Genomic DNA, 15,550 nt, shown 5'->3' on the forward strand with positions numbered 1-15,550 from the left:
AGAATGCTGGAATACAAGGCTGGATGGTATGGCAGAAAAATAATAGTGGCACCCGGTAATTATGCAAGTAGTCAATTATGTTCAGTTTGTGGATACAAGAATAGAGAAGTAAAAAATCTTGCACTCAGGGAATGGATTTGCCCTAAGTGCGGCACACACCATGACAGGGATATAAACGCCAGTAAAAATCTGCTGAAATTAGCCATATAATTTTGGTAATACACTGAGGTTGGTTCGACCTTTAGAGCTTAGGTAAACTTGTTCCATTAGGAATATTGACTAAGAAGCCATCCACTTCTATAAGTGGTGGTAGTTCACATACAAATAATAAATCAAAAATGCACTGATATCGCAGATTAAAATAAGTGCAGACATAGGAAGATAAGTATAATTTCCGCCTATTCCCACTAACGGTGAAAGTATTCCACCGACTAGGTTCATGAAAAGTCCTAATATAGCAGAAGCGCTTCCAGCTGATTTTTTTTGGTTTTGCATGGCCAGTGAAAAGGCAGCTGTGTTTACAATTCCTACTGTGGACACTATAAAAAACAGTGGAATAGTTACCAATAATAAATATTTTGGCAAAAATGAGCTGATAAATAGAGCTGTACTTCCAAAGGCAGCAATGGAAATACCAATTTTCAACAGTAAATTTTCTCCCAGCTTTTCAGCAAGTTTACCTGTAATTTGCGACATCAATACAATTCCAAGACCATTTGTTGCAAATACTAGACTAAAATCCTGAGCAGACAGTCCGAATATATTCTGAAGTACAAAGGAAGAGCCGGAAATATAACAGAACATTGCCCCCGTGATCAAACCTTGTATAAGGGCATAACTTATAAAAATTCTATCGCTGACCAATGATTTAATTACAGTAAGAGTATTCTTGTATTTATTTTCCCTTGAAAGATCAGCTGCCAGTGTCTCTTTAAAGTAGAAAAGTACTGCTAAAAATAAAATTATACCGATAATGCCAAGGACTATAAATACTCCTTTCCAGGTGGTAAATTTTAAAATGATCCCCCCAAAAACAGGTGATAAAATTGGGAATATACCATTTACTGCCATGAGTAATGAGAAGAATTTTGTAAGTTCTGTACCATCGTAGAGATCTTTGGCGATGGCTCTAGAAATTACAAGACCTGCTGCACCTGATATTCCCTGAATAAATCTTAAAATGATAAGCACCCAGATTGAAGTGACAGAGGAACATAAAAAAGAAATAATTGTAAAAATAATGAGTCCCACCAGAAGGGGCTTTTTTCGACCATGTTTGTCACTATAAGGACCAACTATAAGTTGACCTACTGCAAGCCCTATTAAGCAAGTTGTTATGCTCATCTGTGTGAGAGAAGTAGTTGTATGCATTTGCCTCTCAATTAGTGGAAGTGAAGGGAGGTACATATCCATAGAAAGAGGACCGAAGGCTCCTAATGTTCCCAGTAAGAAAATAAGACCTATAGATGGTTTACTACTATTTGTTCTAGATATCAATTGATTTTCCTCCTACAGTTTTTATAAATGTTAATCATTGTTACATATTCATTACAGTTGTGCTGTAATGAATGAAAGTAAGTAATTTAATCCAATTGAAATTTATACCTAGCTGACGGATTGGGAATTCCAGTTAGGTGCAGGTCCCCTCAAATATGATATCAAAGCTGCAAAAAGGCTGAAGAAAAACGAGATTGTAAAGGCTGTTCTAAGACCCCTTATAAATTGGTTTGATGCAATACTGGCAGAGGAAACATGAGAATGTACAAAAAGAGACTGCATTGCGTCAGGAGGTATGCTTGTAGAAATTATAGCCATGGATATGGCAATGCTCAGAACCATTCCTGCATTATTAAACATAGTTCTTACTCCTGCGGCTATTCCTCTTTTATCAGCCGGGACATTTGACATTATTGCACTGGTATTTGGAGAAAAAAACATTCCGGATCCGATTCCAGTAATTATCATACAGAGTACCAAAGTTCCCATGGAAGAAGTTGTACTTATTTTCATAAACCCAATTAGACCAAGAGCAGATACCAGGAGGCCTGCAGAACTCAGTATCCTTGCGCCGTATTTGTCGCAGATCCAGCCGCTTACAGGTGAAACAGCCATCATTGCAATTGCAAAAGGGGATAGAAGTATACCTGCCGTTATTGGATCAATTCCCTTGTCTCCTTCAAAATAAAATATTAGGAGAAATGTTACGGCACCTCTGGCAATACCATTTAAAAGTGTGCTTGCATATGCAAAGGCAAGAAGTCTTGTTTTTAAGAGTCTCATATCCAGCATGGGGTACTCTTTGTGATTTTCAATATAGATAAATGCGGCTATAAGTAACATGGCAATTGAAAACAGCAGTATTACAGGCTTATTCAGCCATTTTGTAAATCCTCCAACTGTAAGGGCAAGCAAAAGAGAAAGTAATCCAAAAGTAAAAGTAAATGTACCACTGAAGTCAAATTTTTCATCAACATTAGTATCCTTCATTTCTCTAAGGGATACTGCAGCCCAAAAAGTTCCGAAAATACCTATGGGAATGTTGATGTAAAAAATATTTCTCCAGCCGAAATTTATTAGAAATCCTCCTAGAATTGGTCCTATAACTGCGGCAACGCTTACCACCATTGAATTTACTCCAAGGGCTTTTCCAAGTTCTCCTTTAGGAAAAGCATCTGTTATTATAGCGGTGCTGTTTGCAATCATGAGAGAAGCACCTACAGATTGTACCATTCTAAATATCAAAAGTTCAGTTCCAGTTGAAGACAGTGCGCAGAACAATGATGCTATGGTAAATAGGGAAAAGCCAGAAACATATAATTTTTTTCTGCCGAACATATCTGCTATTCTTCCAATAGAAGGTACTAAGATAGTCAACGAAAACATATATCCCATTATTGTCCACATTATTATGCCCATGCCTGCATTTAAATCCTTCATAATCACAGGCAGGGCAATCATGAGGGTACTTGCGCTTAACACAGAAAAAAGAGCTCCTATTGTGGTGCATGAAAGAGCAATCCATTTGTAACCTGGTTTATTCATTTTATGTCATCTCCTGTCTTATAATTGAAAATAAATCATACATTGTATGTACTGCTGTCTAATTTCTGTAATTTTTCAAGCAGATCGCAGCATCTTTTTTTTATTCTCTCCAGAGATTTTTCTTTATTTTCTATGGAACTTATCTGAGTTTTTATTTTTTTAATATATTTTTGAATTTCATCCGTATCTTTGCTGCTGTCATTTTCAAGCATTTCAGATACGGATTTTTTAATCATCATAAAATTTTTTATATCTTTCAGGGAAAAGCCCAGAGTGTTTTTTAGATCTTTAATTCTTTCAATTTTCATTATGTCTTCTTCTGTGTACAATCTGTAACCACAGTTGCTCCGTTTTGGTATGACAAGCTTCATATCTTCATAGTACCTGAGAGTTCTTTTGGTCAAATTGGTTTTTAGAGCTACTTCTTCAATCTTATAGTTATCTTTATAAGTGATAATATCGCCTTCCTAATATTTATTTCGATGCTGCTTAAGTAAACTCCATTTGAATCTAAAAATCACTTGATTTAGAATATATTTACATGATAAAAATAAATTATACTACTGATAAACGTTAACGTCAAGGTAATGAATTTACAGATTTACAGCGGCTGAGGGCAGCTATAGTATTGTATGGTGCTGCTATCTAATGGAATATGGTCTTGCTGAAAAATCTGATATAATATGAAAGTGAAGTGTATAAAATGCTATAGATTGATATTGATAATGAAAGGATAGGTGTGGATATGGGGTATGAAAGTATCGATAGGAATGCTATTAAAACCTGGATCATTGGAAGAACAATAGTGAGTATCATAATTTTTACCATATATATTTTGATTAAATATCTACTTATTGTTCCAAGGTTCAACTATATATTAATGGTTAATTATTTAATAAATATATTGGAATTTATCATAATTTTATTTTCCATAATGGAAAGTTTTGTATGGCCGTTTTTAGAATATCAGCAATGGAAATATGGTATATTTGAAGACAAAATTGAACTGATAAGGGGAATTATAGTCAGAAAAAAGACGATAATTCCTATTTCAAGAATCCAAAATTTAAAGATAGAGCAGGGGCCCATTCAGAGAATTTACAAAATAACTTCTGTAAATATTATAACTGCAGGTGGCTGCCACGAAATACCTGCAATACCAGTTGAAGAGGCAGAAGCAATTTCGGAAAGACTTAAAAGAATTATAGAAATGGGAGAGAGAAATGTATAAAGCAGAGAGAAACCATATTTTAAAAATATTTTATGATATGGCAAAATTGATTAAGGAGTTTATAGGAATTGTAGTTGCAGTAGGTGTCCTGGTTAGCAAAATAGGATTAATGAAGTCCATACTTATAGGGAGCGGGCTGTTTGCTGTGGTTATTTTATGTGAATTTCTGATGTGGAGAAAAAATTTTTTTATAATAAGGGAAAGCTCTATATATCATCAGGAGGGGATATTCAATATAAAAAAAGTAGAGATTCCATTTAAAAGAATTAATACTATAGACGTTTCTCAAAAATTTATAGAGAGGGTTTTCAAGGTTGCCACTATTAAAATTGACACTGGAGATACTTCAAACAAAGGCAGTGAGTTAAAATTTACTTTAAAAAGAACTAGAACTGATCAGTTGAGAGACATTCTATTGAAGAGAGGAACTATTGATAATGAAAGTCAGGAGAAAAAACCATATACCGTAAAACCTAGAGAACTCATTGTATATTCTCTTATATCAAATTCAGTATTGAAGGGAATTGGGATGTTGTTTGTGGCACAGCAATTTTTTGACCAATATCTAAAAAATTTTGTTTCTGTAAATACTTCTCTGTATGTGGACGAACTTAAGAGAGAAGATATCTACCATGCCGTATACACCATATCATTTATAGTATTGGGACTGATATTTATAAGCATGATTTTGTCAATAATATATGTCTTTTTCAAATACTATGATTTTAAGATGTGGTCGAATGGAGACAAAATATACATTAAATATGGGGCTGTAAACAGGAAAAGTTACAGTTTTGACAGGGAAAAGATAAAGGGGATCCATATAAAACAGACATTCCTCATGCAGTTTTTTGGATTTTTTACAATGGAAATTGAAAGTATCGGGTATGGGGATGAAAAGGAAGAAAAAGCTATACTGTATCCAATGTGTACCAATTCTTTAAAAGATCAAATTATTGAAGATGTGCTGTGTGAATTCAAATATATTGGGGAAATTACAAAACCAAATAAAAATGCAGGTTTTAGATTTTTCTATAAAAAAATTATTTTTTGGGCAGTTACGGTTCTTATATGTCTTTTTATAAAGCCTGAATTTGCGGTATTTACTTTAATATTGCTATTGCTTCTGATGATTATAGGATATCTTGAATTTAAAAATACTGCCTTTGGGACTGATAAAAATTTAATTTACATGGCTTATCACGGCTTCAATAAAACTCAGTCTGTATTGAAAATGACAGCGGTTCAATCGCTTACTGTGTCTCACACTTATTTTCAACACAGAAGGGGATTCTGTGATTACAGTATTATTTTGTACAGTTCAAATGCTGGCAAAATTTTAAAAGTAAAAAATTTAAAGAACGGTATTGCAGAAAGAGCTTTTAAATAAAATATGAATTGTAATATAATCTATATAAGATGTAGATGCAATATTTATGTGGCATATAAAGGATATAATTTATATGGAAGGAAGATGTAAAATTATGAAAATAATTGCGATTAACGGAGGTCCGAGAAAGAAGTGGAATACTGCAACTTTGCTTGAAAATGCATTGAAGGGTGCAGCTTCACGGGGGGCTCAAACTGAAATGGTACACCTCTATGATCTCTCTTACAAGGGATGTATAAGCTGTTTTTCCTGCAAGGAAGTTGGTGGAAAGAGTTATGGAAAATGTATACTTAAGGATGATCTGACACCGATTTTAAGAAAAATTAAGAATTCAGATGCATTTATTATAGGCTCACCTGTTTATCTGGGAGATGTTACAGGAGCTCTGCGGTGTTTTTTGGAACGACTGCTATTCCAATATCTTGTTTATGATAAAAATCATTCAAGTTTGCTAAAGAAGAAAATTCCATCGGCTTTTATTTATACCATGAATGTAGATGAATGTAATTTGGAGAAAGTAGGTTATAAGGAATATTTTCGAAAAATGCAGGAGATTGTAGAGCGTATTTTTGGACCTACAGAGGAACTTTATTCAACAGATACATTACAGTTTTCTGATTATTCCAGATATGTTAGCACATTATTTGATTCGGAGAAAAAAATGAAAAGACATAGAGAAGTATTTCCGAAAGATTGTAGAAGAGCCTATGAATTAGGTGAAAAATTGGCAGAAAGTCGAAAATAATTTTGTGGATTTTCTAGAAATATGAGTAGTAAAAAAGCACAAGTTATCGTATTGACTTGTGCTTTTTTATTACGATTTTTAAAATTTAAGCAAATATTGTTTTTTTCCTTGTAAAAAGGGAAACAATAAGTCCGAGAATAAGTCCTGTAATCATAGGTACAACCCATCCCATGCCAAGATTGAAAAATGGAATGTAGTTTCCATAGAATTTCAAAATATGTTGTATAAAAGGTATGGATTTAACTGCAGATGGCAGGGCATTTATGCAATCGGCTACGCTTACAAAGAGAGTGAACAGTGTAGTGAGCACGTATACGCATTGGCGGTTTTTGAAAAGTTGCGATAATAAACCGAGTAAAATTAAAGCGATAGCTAGTGGGTACAGGAACATTAAAACGGGGATTGAAAGTAAAATTATCTGAGTCAATCCAACGTTAGCTACAAGGCAAGCTATGATTGTAAAAAGAATTACATAGCTGTTATAGTTAAGACTTCTCGGGAACAATTTATAAAATGTCTCGGAACAAGCAGTTATAAGTCCAATTGCGGTCTTCAAGCAGGCTACTGTTACAATCAACGCAAGCAAAATACTGCCCCAGGAACTGAAATAATAGTTTGCTACCTGGGCTAGCGCAATTCCTCCATTTTCGGATACAGGAAATTTTCCAACACTTGTAGCACCTACGTAAGCCAGACATCCATAAATCAGTCCCATGAGTAAAATGGTTACTATACCGGATTTGATAGTTCCAACTGCAATTCCCCTTGAACTTGTAACTCCAAGGTCTCTTAATGTTCTTACAACTATAATTCCAAAAGCCAGAGAGGCTAATGCATCCATAGTATTATAACCTTCTAAAAACCCCTTAAAAAAGGGAGTATTGGTATAGGCATCCACGATTTTTGCATTGGCTGCGGTTCCCATAGGATGTACAATACTTGTTACTATTAAAATAGCAAGAAATATTAAAAAAATTGGATTTAGAACTTTTCCAACCCAGGTGAGAATTTCATTTGGCCTTAAAGAAAAAAACAGTGCCGCAAGAAAAAATATGATGGTGAACAGAGCAAGCCCTAATCTAGCATATTGACTTGGAATAAAAGGAGCAAGTCCAATTTCATAGGAAACCGTTCCAGTCCTGGGCAGTGCAAAAAATGGTCCTATTGTTAAATATAGCAGCAGTGTCATTACGTAACCATAAATGGGATGAACTCTGCTTGCAAGATCAAATAAGCCTGAACTTTCGGAAACACCAATGGCAACAACACCTAAAAAGGGAAGACCAATAGCTGTTATGAGGAATCCCAATGTTGCTATAGATACATGGGCACCAGCCTCTTGTCCCATATGTACTGGAAATATTAAGTTTCCTGCCCCAAAAAATAGTCCAAACAGCATAGACCCAACTATGATGTAAGACGATAAAGATAATTTTTTATCCAAAATAAATCAGCCCCCAACTATAAATTGATAATTTTATGAATTCTCTTATTGATAGATAAAAGAATTCATTTATTAATAATACCATAAATGCTCTCAAGCACACTTAACTACCGTATAATTTTTTATTTTCTGAAAAATTTATTTGTGATATTGCTACTGTGAACTGAAAATGTTATTATTTAATTGACAATAAAATAACAAACAAATTCTTTACAATAATATTCAGGAAAGGATGTTTTATTTATGGCAACATTAAAATTACTAAGAGCTCCATTAAAGTATATACAGGGAAAAGATTCGCTGTTGAATTTTTATGAAGAAACCAAGGATTTAGGTTCTTCTTTCCTATTTATTTGCAGTAACAGCGGATACAAAAATTGTCATGTTAAAATTGAAAAAAGTTTTGAGAATACTGATAGTAAATTACATTTTGAAATTTTCAGCGGGATTAGTTCCAACAGTGAAATTGAAAGGATGAGAAAAATTGTAAGAGATGAGCACATTGAGGTGGTTGTAGGAGTTGGCGGAGGCTCAGCTATTGATACAGCCAAGGCTACAGCTTATTATGAAAAATGTCCTGTAACGGTTGTACCTACGGTAACGGCTACAGATGCACCTTGTACAGGACTTTCTGTTATTTACAATGATGATGGTACTTTTTACAAATATTTATTTTATCCTAAAAACCCAGAAGCAGTTATAGTGGATAGCAAAATTATAGCAAATGCACCTGTAAAATTTCTAGTAGCGGGTATGGGAGATGCACTTGGTACCTATTTTGAAGCCAGGGCTTGTGTTAGAACTGATTCTCCAAGCCTAGAAAATGGAGGCATATCCATGTCTGCCATGGCACTTTGCAAATTATGTTATAGCACATTGATGGAATACGGCTACCAAGCCAAGTTGTCCTGTGAGAAACATTTGATTACACCTGCTCTGGAAGCCATTATTGAAGCTAATGTATATCTGAGTGGAGTAGGTGCTGATAATGGGGGACTTGCGGTTTCACACTCTGTATACAACGGATTTACGGCTTTGCAAGAATGTGAAAACACAATGCATGGACCTTTAGTCGCATTTGGTACTATGGCACAGCTTATTTTGGAAAGGGCTCCGCAAGAAGAATTAAAAAAGGTCATGGATTTTTGCTATAAAGTGGGCCTGCCTATAACATTAAACCAAATTGGTGTAACGGATGAAAGAAGAGTCTATATAGCGGCTCAAAAAGCTTGTGTGCCGGGAGAGACAGTTCATAATTTAGCAGGAGATGTAACTCCGGATCAGCTGTATGATGCAATACTGACAGCGGATTTACTTGGCCGGGAATATTTTAAATAGTAAAATATGGATTGTATAAAAAGGGCAAGATGCCCTTCTTTATATATTTTTAAAAGATTGACAGAGCAAGATTATTTTATCTGTAACATTTTGCGAGTACTATCCATACAATATAATTGGTAAATTATTTAAGAAGGAACAAGAATGCAAGGAGGTTCCTAATGTATAGTAATGAATTTTTCCGCTGTCCATATCTATACCGTATTGATGAACCCATGTGTCCATTTTTAAATAGACAGATGGGATATTACGACGATCTTGGATATTATGATTATCCTGAAGATCTCATACGTTCTTATGAAAATGGTTATAGAAACATGTTCGTGCCACAAATGCCTGGTGACAGATGGAGTAGATGGGAAGATCTAGGGGGTGCATTGACATCGGCACCTGCCGTTTCATCATGGGCTCCTAATAGGCTGGATACTTTTGTAAGGGGAACAGACAATGCACTGTGGCATAAATGGTGGAATGGCTCTAGATGGAGTGACTGGGAAAGCCTAGGTGGAAACTTGACCTCGGCACCTGCTGCTGTTTCCTGGGGAAACAACAGGATTGATGTATTTGCAAGAGGTACTGATAATGCTATGTGGCATATATTCTGGAATGGCTCACGATGGAGTGGCTGGGAAAGTCTTGGAGGTACATTGACATCGGCACCTGCCGTTTCGTCATGGGCTCCTAATAGGCTGGATACTTTTGTAAGGGGAACAGACAATGCACTGTGGCATAAATGGTGGAATGGCTCTAGATGGAGTGACTGGGAAAGCCTAGGTGGAAACTTGACCTCGGCACCTGCCGCTGTTTCTTGGGGAAACAACAGAATTGACGTATTTGCACGTGGACAAGGTAATCGATTGTATCATCTGTGGTGGAATGGCTCTCGTTGGAGTTCATGGGAAGATCTTGGCGGAAGATTAACTTCCGGCCCGGCTGTCTCTTCCAGAGGGACAAATAGACTTGAGGTCTTTGCAAGAGGCTTAAATAACCAGTTGATTACTAGATCATGGAATGGATCCAGGTGGAGTGATTGGCGCAGCTTGGGTGGAAACATAACTTCCGAACCTGCTGCGGTATCTTGGGGGCCAAATAGAACAGATGTATTTGCTAGAGGAAGAAATAATGCCATGTGGCATATATACAGAAACTAAATTCAAAAGTTGAAGAGTTCAAATACCAAATAGTGGAAATACGATATTTGAACTCTACTATTTTCAATATAATCTATGCAGTTGCATATAGTAAGTTATTTGTATAATATAATAAATTAAGTATTATATTCTTTATATTTCCAGGGAAATTTTGAAAAATTACTGTACGATATTTTCTGTGTAGGATGTATATAAAAGATAATATGTTGAAATAAAAATGTACCTGTATATAAAATTCAGGTACATTTTACAAATATTTCATTTCTAATTTCTATCCGAACACTCCCATTTGCTAACACTTCCGAAATTAGCAAACTTAAGAATCACTTTATTTATAAACAAGTTTTATGGTGAGATTTCTACATATTGATTTTGCAGCAGCTTTATTGTTAGGAGCAGTACCACTTTTTCAGTAATTTTATGGGAATCCTTATTTAAAGATGATTTGCGATCTTGGTTTTTTGGATGTTCAAGAATATCAGTTTCAACAATTTCTGAATTTATCAATTGACAAAATACACTTTCATTAAAAGGTTGAATTAATTTAAAATTTTGTTCATGGGCATTTTGAGCTATACTATCTTTTTCGGAAATACCACAGATTTTAACATCAGTTTCTGATATATCTATTTTATTTTGAGAAGGAGTAGGTGTAAATTTAGGGGGAGTTTTAAGGGGGATTTTAGTGGCGCACTTAAATGGTATTTTAGCGGAAGAATATTTTAAAATTTCTCCTTTAACCTGTTCTTTCGAAATATATTCAATATTTTTTTTAATAAAACCATCTATGAATACTATTCCCGTATTATATTTGTGGCTTTCAAAGCTAGGTGTAAATTTAAACTGATTTAAATATACGTTTTTTCCTATGTCCTTAATTTCTGATACAGTATCTTGCAGCTTAAGGGAAGATTGAACAGTAATAATTACTTTGCATTCTGCTAGTACTACTGGAACTTTTATCGTCACTGGTCCTTTAATTGCCTTGGAAATATAAGGAATGTTTTCGCAAAGAGGTAGCATTTCTGAAGTAACGGTCGTTTCGCAATTTTCGACAGCAATTTTATTTTTATTTGAGGGTATAATTTGCTCAGTATTAACATTTTCTAATAAGATATGATTTTCATTGCACTGTTGATTATGATTTAAATCAGATTCAAGAAGATTTGGCGTATGAACAGAATTATCTTCTATATATTTTTTGTTTTGATTGTTGTAATAATTTCTATTAGGTTCAATGTATTCTACGATTTTATCATTCTCAAATACTAAAAATTTTTTGTAATAGTGGTTCCACAAATAATTTTTTCCACTATAATGTTTTTTATCATGTCTTTCTCTATGTCTGTGGCTATTGTGCTCACGGTGTTTTTTATCATTTTTTATATTATGTTCATTATCTAAGATCACTTCATAATCTTTATTCTGATGCTTTTTATGATGCCTGTCATGGTCTTTTCTTTTATGATGTCTCTTATGATGTTTCCTGTTAAGCTCATTGTCATAATAATTTTTTCCAGGATGATTTTTATCATATTCAGTTGAAGAATATTTTATCTCCATGATTCATCCTCCTTTTAATAGTATTGTAAATTAAGGTGTTTGAAAGGTACAATTATTTTAGATCATTTTATCACTGTTTTTTATATTCTAAAAAATAGATCCAAAACTTTTTTTAGATAAGCTTTGGATCTTCAGTATATAAGTTAGACAATATAATATTTAGAAAGATATTAATATTACTAAATTTCTACTTCTAACAATCTTTTTCTTTAGGCCATGGATCATGAGGGTCAACTGGATCACACGGAGTGCATTCAGAGACAGAAGTATCATATTTTTGAGATGAATTTTCAAAAGTCTTCTTAGGTTCTCCCAGTGAATCGATTCTTACCTGTTGTTTTTGCAGTACTTTTAATGTCAGATCTATCACTATTTTTTCGGTGAATGTACGGAACTCCTGCTCCATAGGACTTCCATAGAGTTTACCGTTTACTGGAACTGGACATTTATGAATGTCAACTTCAGTAATACATGATTTTACTAATTCACAGAAAGGTTTTTCATTAAATATTTCCGTAGTAGTGAAATTTTGATCACAAGGATTACGTCCAATTATAGGATCTGCACAAACGTCACAGCTTTTGAGGCTATCTGTAAAGTATTGCAGCTCTTGTGAATTAGGGTTACTGCGGAAGAAAGGTTTTCTAATGAATTTAACCCTAGTAGTACAATTAAAAGGTACCTTAACTGTGCAGTGTCTTATATCGCCGCATATATTTTTTTTGTCACTGCTTATACATTTTTCTGTTGCATACTCAATATTTTTTCTTACGAAACCTGATATATATAATATACCGGTATCGGATTTCTTATCTTGAGAGAAAGGAATAAGGCGGCATTGAGTTAAATATACATTCTTCTTAATACGTTTTATTTCTATTGCTTCTTTGTCTAATGTTATAGTAGCTTCAACTGGAATAGTTATATTTGTCTCTGCTAGTATAACTGGAATTTTAACAAATGTGTCTCCATATGGAATCACATCTGGTTTTACACGAATTTGATCACACATACCTTCAGTTTTAGCCGTAACAATTGCACAAGATTTATCATTGTTTTGATTATAAGCTAAATTATTAGAGGTATTGTCTGTATAAACTTCATTTTTTTGACCTGATTCATATACATCACTCATAAATAATGTTATCCTCCTTTTTATCTAAGAAAATATGATTAGTAAATGTTGACTGTATCAGATTCTAATATATACTATTCATATTTATAGTTTTTGTTACAGGAAGAATATCCATATTTAATATTCATATGTTTCCCAGGCACACTTTGTTGAGATATTTTTTAGCAATTTCTTTTGCTTTTAACATGAATTTTATATCCGTAGGGGGATTACTCAGTTTATATCGTGGAAAATACCTGGTTAGGTGAAGAGGAATATTTTTATCTATACTGCTTAGAAATTTTGCTATGGATTCTACATCATCCATATTGTCGTTTTCACCAGTTACTAATAGATTGGTTATTTCCACATGACAGATTTTAGATGAAATTTTTATTGTATCCAATACTGGCTTTAGGTTTCCACCACAGATATTGCTGTAATATTTATTGCTGTAACTTTTTAAATCGATGTTCATGGCGTCTACATAATGAATAAGTTCACTTAAAGGTTTTTCATTTATATACCCGTTGGTTACGAGAACTACAGAAGAAGATTTATCTGCTTCTTTTAAAAGCTTTGCACATTCATATACATATTCATACCATATGGTGGGTTCATTATAAGTAAAAGCAATGCCTATATTATTTTTGGTGGTCAATATTGCTTTTACCAATTGCTCCGGGGGAAGAAAATGGCTTTTTGCTTTGAACTGGGAAATACTATAATTCTGGCAGAAGCTGCAGGTAAAATTGCATCCGAAGCTTCCTGCAGATAATATACAAGTTGAGGGTTTGAAATAGTATAGGGGTTTTTTCTCTATAGGATCTAAAGCAATAGAAGTTATTTCTCCATAGTTGATAGTGAAAAGTTTTCCTTTCTCATTAGTTCTTACTTTACACCTTCCAAAATTGTTTTCACCTATAATGCAGTTGTGAGGACATAGGCAGCAGTGAATTCTATTGTCGTTTAATTTTTCATAAAATTTAGCTTCCATTTTCATAAATATCACCCTATTCTATATGTCTTACCACTTTAAATCTTTCTATAGTATATTTTTCATGAGGATTTATATTTCCCTTTTTCAAAGCAATGGACAATTGTTTATCTACAGTATCTACACCTTCTAAGTCTGGAAGTAGAACACCAGTCTTTCCCTTGCTTTCTACGATAACTCCGTATTTTTTAGGGCTTAGGTCTTTTTTAGTACAAATTTCAGGTGTTGTGAGCACATCTACGGAAAAGATTATATCTGTAAGCTCTGATTTATTTACTTGAATGAATCTTGGATCGTTGATACCGGCTTCTATAGAATTTCTTATGATTTCCTCTGCCACTGAATTGGCGGTAGGGAGTAAAGTACCTATGCAGCCCCTTAACTCCCCGTATTTTTTTAATGAGACAAATACGGCTCTTTTACTGTTTTTCATCTCGTGAGTTACGTAATCGGGAAGTTTAGATATAGGTTTCCCGGTTGTTAAGTAATTTGTCAAGTTTTCTCTGGCCAGACGGACATATGGATCCATGGAGTTTAATTTTTCTTCATATCTGTGTTTCCTGTTTTTTTCTAAGATTTCAAGTATGGAAGTGCCCTTTGAAGTAACATCAAATTTCATAACGCCGTATCCTACACCGAAGGGTCCTTCATAGCTTAAAAGATTGCCTTTGAATTTCTTACCGTCAAAGGCTCCAAGGAGAATGAGCACAGAACGTCTTGCACGTTCTCCGGCATCCTGTATTACACTTTTATCTATGCTGAAAGTATCCTCTACGCTTCCCTTTTTGAGGTCATTTAAAAATTCTCTGTCGAATTTTTCACCATTTGGACTATAACTATAAGGTCCTTCTTCTTTGAGTCTGTGAGACAGATCTCCACTTGCAATAAATACTGCGTTTCTGCCTAGTTCATCTACAGATTTGCTTATTATCATGCCAAATTTGTAGAGCTCTATATCATCTATTGGTGCATAAGTTATATGAACGAGTCTATAATTTGTATAGTTTTTATTTACAAAATAAAGTGGAACAATAGCTCCATGATCTAAGACTGTAGATCTGTGGTATCTAGACAACAATGAGTTATCAGCCATTACAACGGGAATTTTTTGTGATATTGAAGTCTGATATATTTTATCTGTGAGTTCTTTATCGATAGAGAGTTTCATGGATACACTACCTGCACCAAAGTCTTTAAAACTGCCGCTTACACTGTCACAAAAGGTAAGTGCTACAGCATCCCTGAACATGGTGCCATGTGGTGTAATTACTATTATGGTATCAGGAGATTTTTTTGCAATATCCTTTGATACTTCGTTTAAACTGTTTATGGTATCAGCTATTTTATTTTCCTCACCCCTGCCTACTTCGGGAATTATTATGGGAGGGTGGGGGGACAAGTAAAAACCATTTATACTCAACAAAATCACCTCGAAAATAATTTATCTGATTAATAGAGTTTTTATAATAATAATACTCTTTTTTACTAAATAGTTATAGGTATAAAAGTAATTTTTTAAAAGAATACAATATGTA

General features: G+C 34.1%; 14 protein-coding genes. 6 read left to right on the forward strand and 8 right to left on the reverse strand.

The features are described from left to right. Positions 1-210: zinc ribbon domain-containing protein (locus J5G60_RS09930; RefSeq protein ID WP_207876534.1), on the forward strand; the 210-nt coding region annotated here is incomplete at its 5' end. Between the two features lie 87 nt (positions 211-297). Here J5G60_RS09930 and J5G60_RS09935 read toward each other — a convergent pair. From J5G60_RS09935 to J5G60_RS09945, 3 genes are all read right to left on the reverse strand, one after another. Next, complete coding sequence (locus tag J5G60_RS09935; protein ID WP_236035235.1) at positions 298-1,497, reverse strand: multidrug effflux MFS transporter; 1,200 nt, start codon at positions 1,495-1,497, stop codon at positions 298-300. 108 nt (positions 1,498-1,605) lie between these two features. After that, on the reverse strand, positions 1,606-3,042 hold the full coding sequence (locus tag J5G60_RS09940) for an MFS transporter (protein WP_150356689.1): 1,437 nt from the start codon (positions 3,040-3,042) through the stop codon (positions 1,606-1,608). A 35-nt stretch (positions 3,043-3,077) separates the two neighbouring features. Beyond that, positions 3,078-3,446: a MerR family transcriptional regulator gene (locus J5G60_RS09945; protein ID WP_236035237.1), complete on the reverse strand. Its 369-nt coding sequence runs from the start codon at positions 3,444-3,446 to the stop codon at positions 3,078-3,080. Positions 3,447-3,787: 341 nt separating this feature from the next. Here J5G60_RS09945 and J5G60_RS09950 point away from each other — a divergent pair, with 341 nt between their 5' ends. From J5G60_RS09950 to J5G60_RS09960, 3 genes are all read left to right on the forward strand, one after another. Beyond that, complete coding sequence (locus tag J5G60_RS09950) at positions 3,788-4,273, forward strand: PH domain-containing protein (RefSeq protein ID WP_150356691.1); 486 nt, start codon at positions 3,788-3,790, stop codon at positions 4,271-4,273. Then, positions 4,266-5,663 carry a PH domain-containing protein gene (locus J5G60_RS09955; RefSeq protein ID WP_150356692.1) on the forward strand — a complete coding sequence of 466 codons (1,398 nt, stop codon included), beginning with the start codon at positions 4,266-4,268 and terminating at the stop codon, positions 5,661-5,663. The genes J5G60_RS09950 and J5G60_RS09955 overlap by 8 nt, the downstream gene beginning before the upstream one ends. Positions 5,664-5,757: 94 nt before the next feature. Beyond that, a complete protein-coding gene (locus J5G60_RS09960; RefSeq protein ID WP_150356693.1) occupies positions 5,758-6,408 on the forward strand; it encodes a flavodoxin family protein in 651 nt (216 codons plus the stop codon). A gap of 85 nt (positions 6,409-6,493) precedes the next feature. Here J5G60_RS09960 and brnQ read toward each other — a convergent pair whose 3' ends face one another. Further along, positions 6,494-7,852 (reverse strand): branched-chain amino acid transport system II carrier protein, encoded by a 1,359-nt coding sequence (brnQ, locus tag J5G60_RS09965; protein WP_150356694.1) that lies wholly within the window; start codon positions 7,850-7,852, stop codon positions 6,494-6,496. 243 nt (positions 7,853-8,095) lie between these two features. Between brnQ and J5G60_RS09970 the strand changes: the two genes are divergently transcribed. Then, a complete protein-coding gene (locus tag J5G60_RS09970) occupies positions 8,096-9,190 on the forward strand; it encodes a glycerol dehydrogenase (protein ID WP_150356695.1) in 1,095 nt (364 codons plus the stop codon). Positions 9,191-9,351: 161 nt separating this feature from the next. Next, on the forward strand, positions 9,352-10,341 hold the full coding sequence (locus J5G60_RS09975; protein WP_207876536.1) for a carbohydrate-binding protein: 990 nt from the start codon (positions 9,352-9,354) through the stop codon (positions 10,339-10,341). Positions 10,342-10,686: 345 nt separating this feature from the next. Here the strand turns inward: J5G60_RS09975 and J5G60_RS09980 are convergent, their stop codons facing one another. From J5G60_RS09980 to amrA, 4 genes are all read right to left on the reverse strand, one after another. After that, complete coding sequence (locus tag J5G60_RS09980; protein ID WP_150356697.1) at positions 10,687-11,904, reverse strand: CsxC family protein; 1,218 nt, start codon at positions 11,902-11,904, stop codon at positions 10,687-10,689. Between the two features lie 193 nt (positions 11,905-12,097). After that, on the reverse strand, positions 12,098-13,039 hold the full coding sequence (locus J5G60_RS09985; protein WP_229981724.1) for a CsxC family protein: 942 nt from the start codon (positions 13,037-13,039) through the stop codon (positions 12,098-12,100). A gap of 124 nt (positions 13,040-13,163) precedes the next feature. Beyond that, positions 13,164-14,021, reverse strand: a complete 858-nt coding sequence (amrS, locus tag J5G60_RS09990) for an AmmeMemoRadiSam system radical SAM enzyme (RefSeq protein ID WP_150356698.1) — start codon at positions 14,019-14,021, stop codon at positions 13,164-13,166. A gap of 10 nt (positions 14,022-14,031) precedes the next feature. Then, positions 14,032-15,435 carry an AmmeMemoRadiSam system protein A gene (gene amrA, locus J5G60_RS09995; protein ID WP_150356699.1) on the reverse strand — a complete coding sequence of 468 codons (1,404 nt, stop codon included), beginning with the start codon at positions 15,433-15,435 and terminating at the stop codon, positions 14,032-14,034. Positions 15,436-15,550: the final 115 nt, after the last annotated feature.

This window comes from Clostridium sp. HV4-5-A1G (genome assembly GCF_900184915.1).
Classification (GTDB): domain Bacteria; phylum Bacillota; class Clostridia; order Clostridiales; family Clostridiaceae; genus Clostridium_B; species Clostridium_B aromativorans.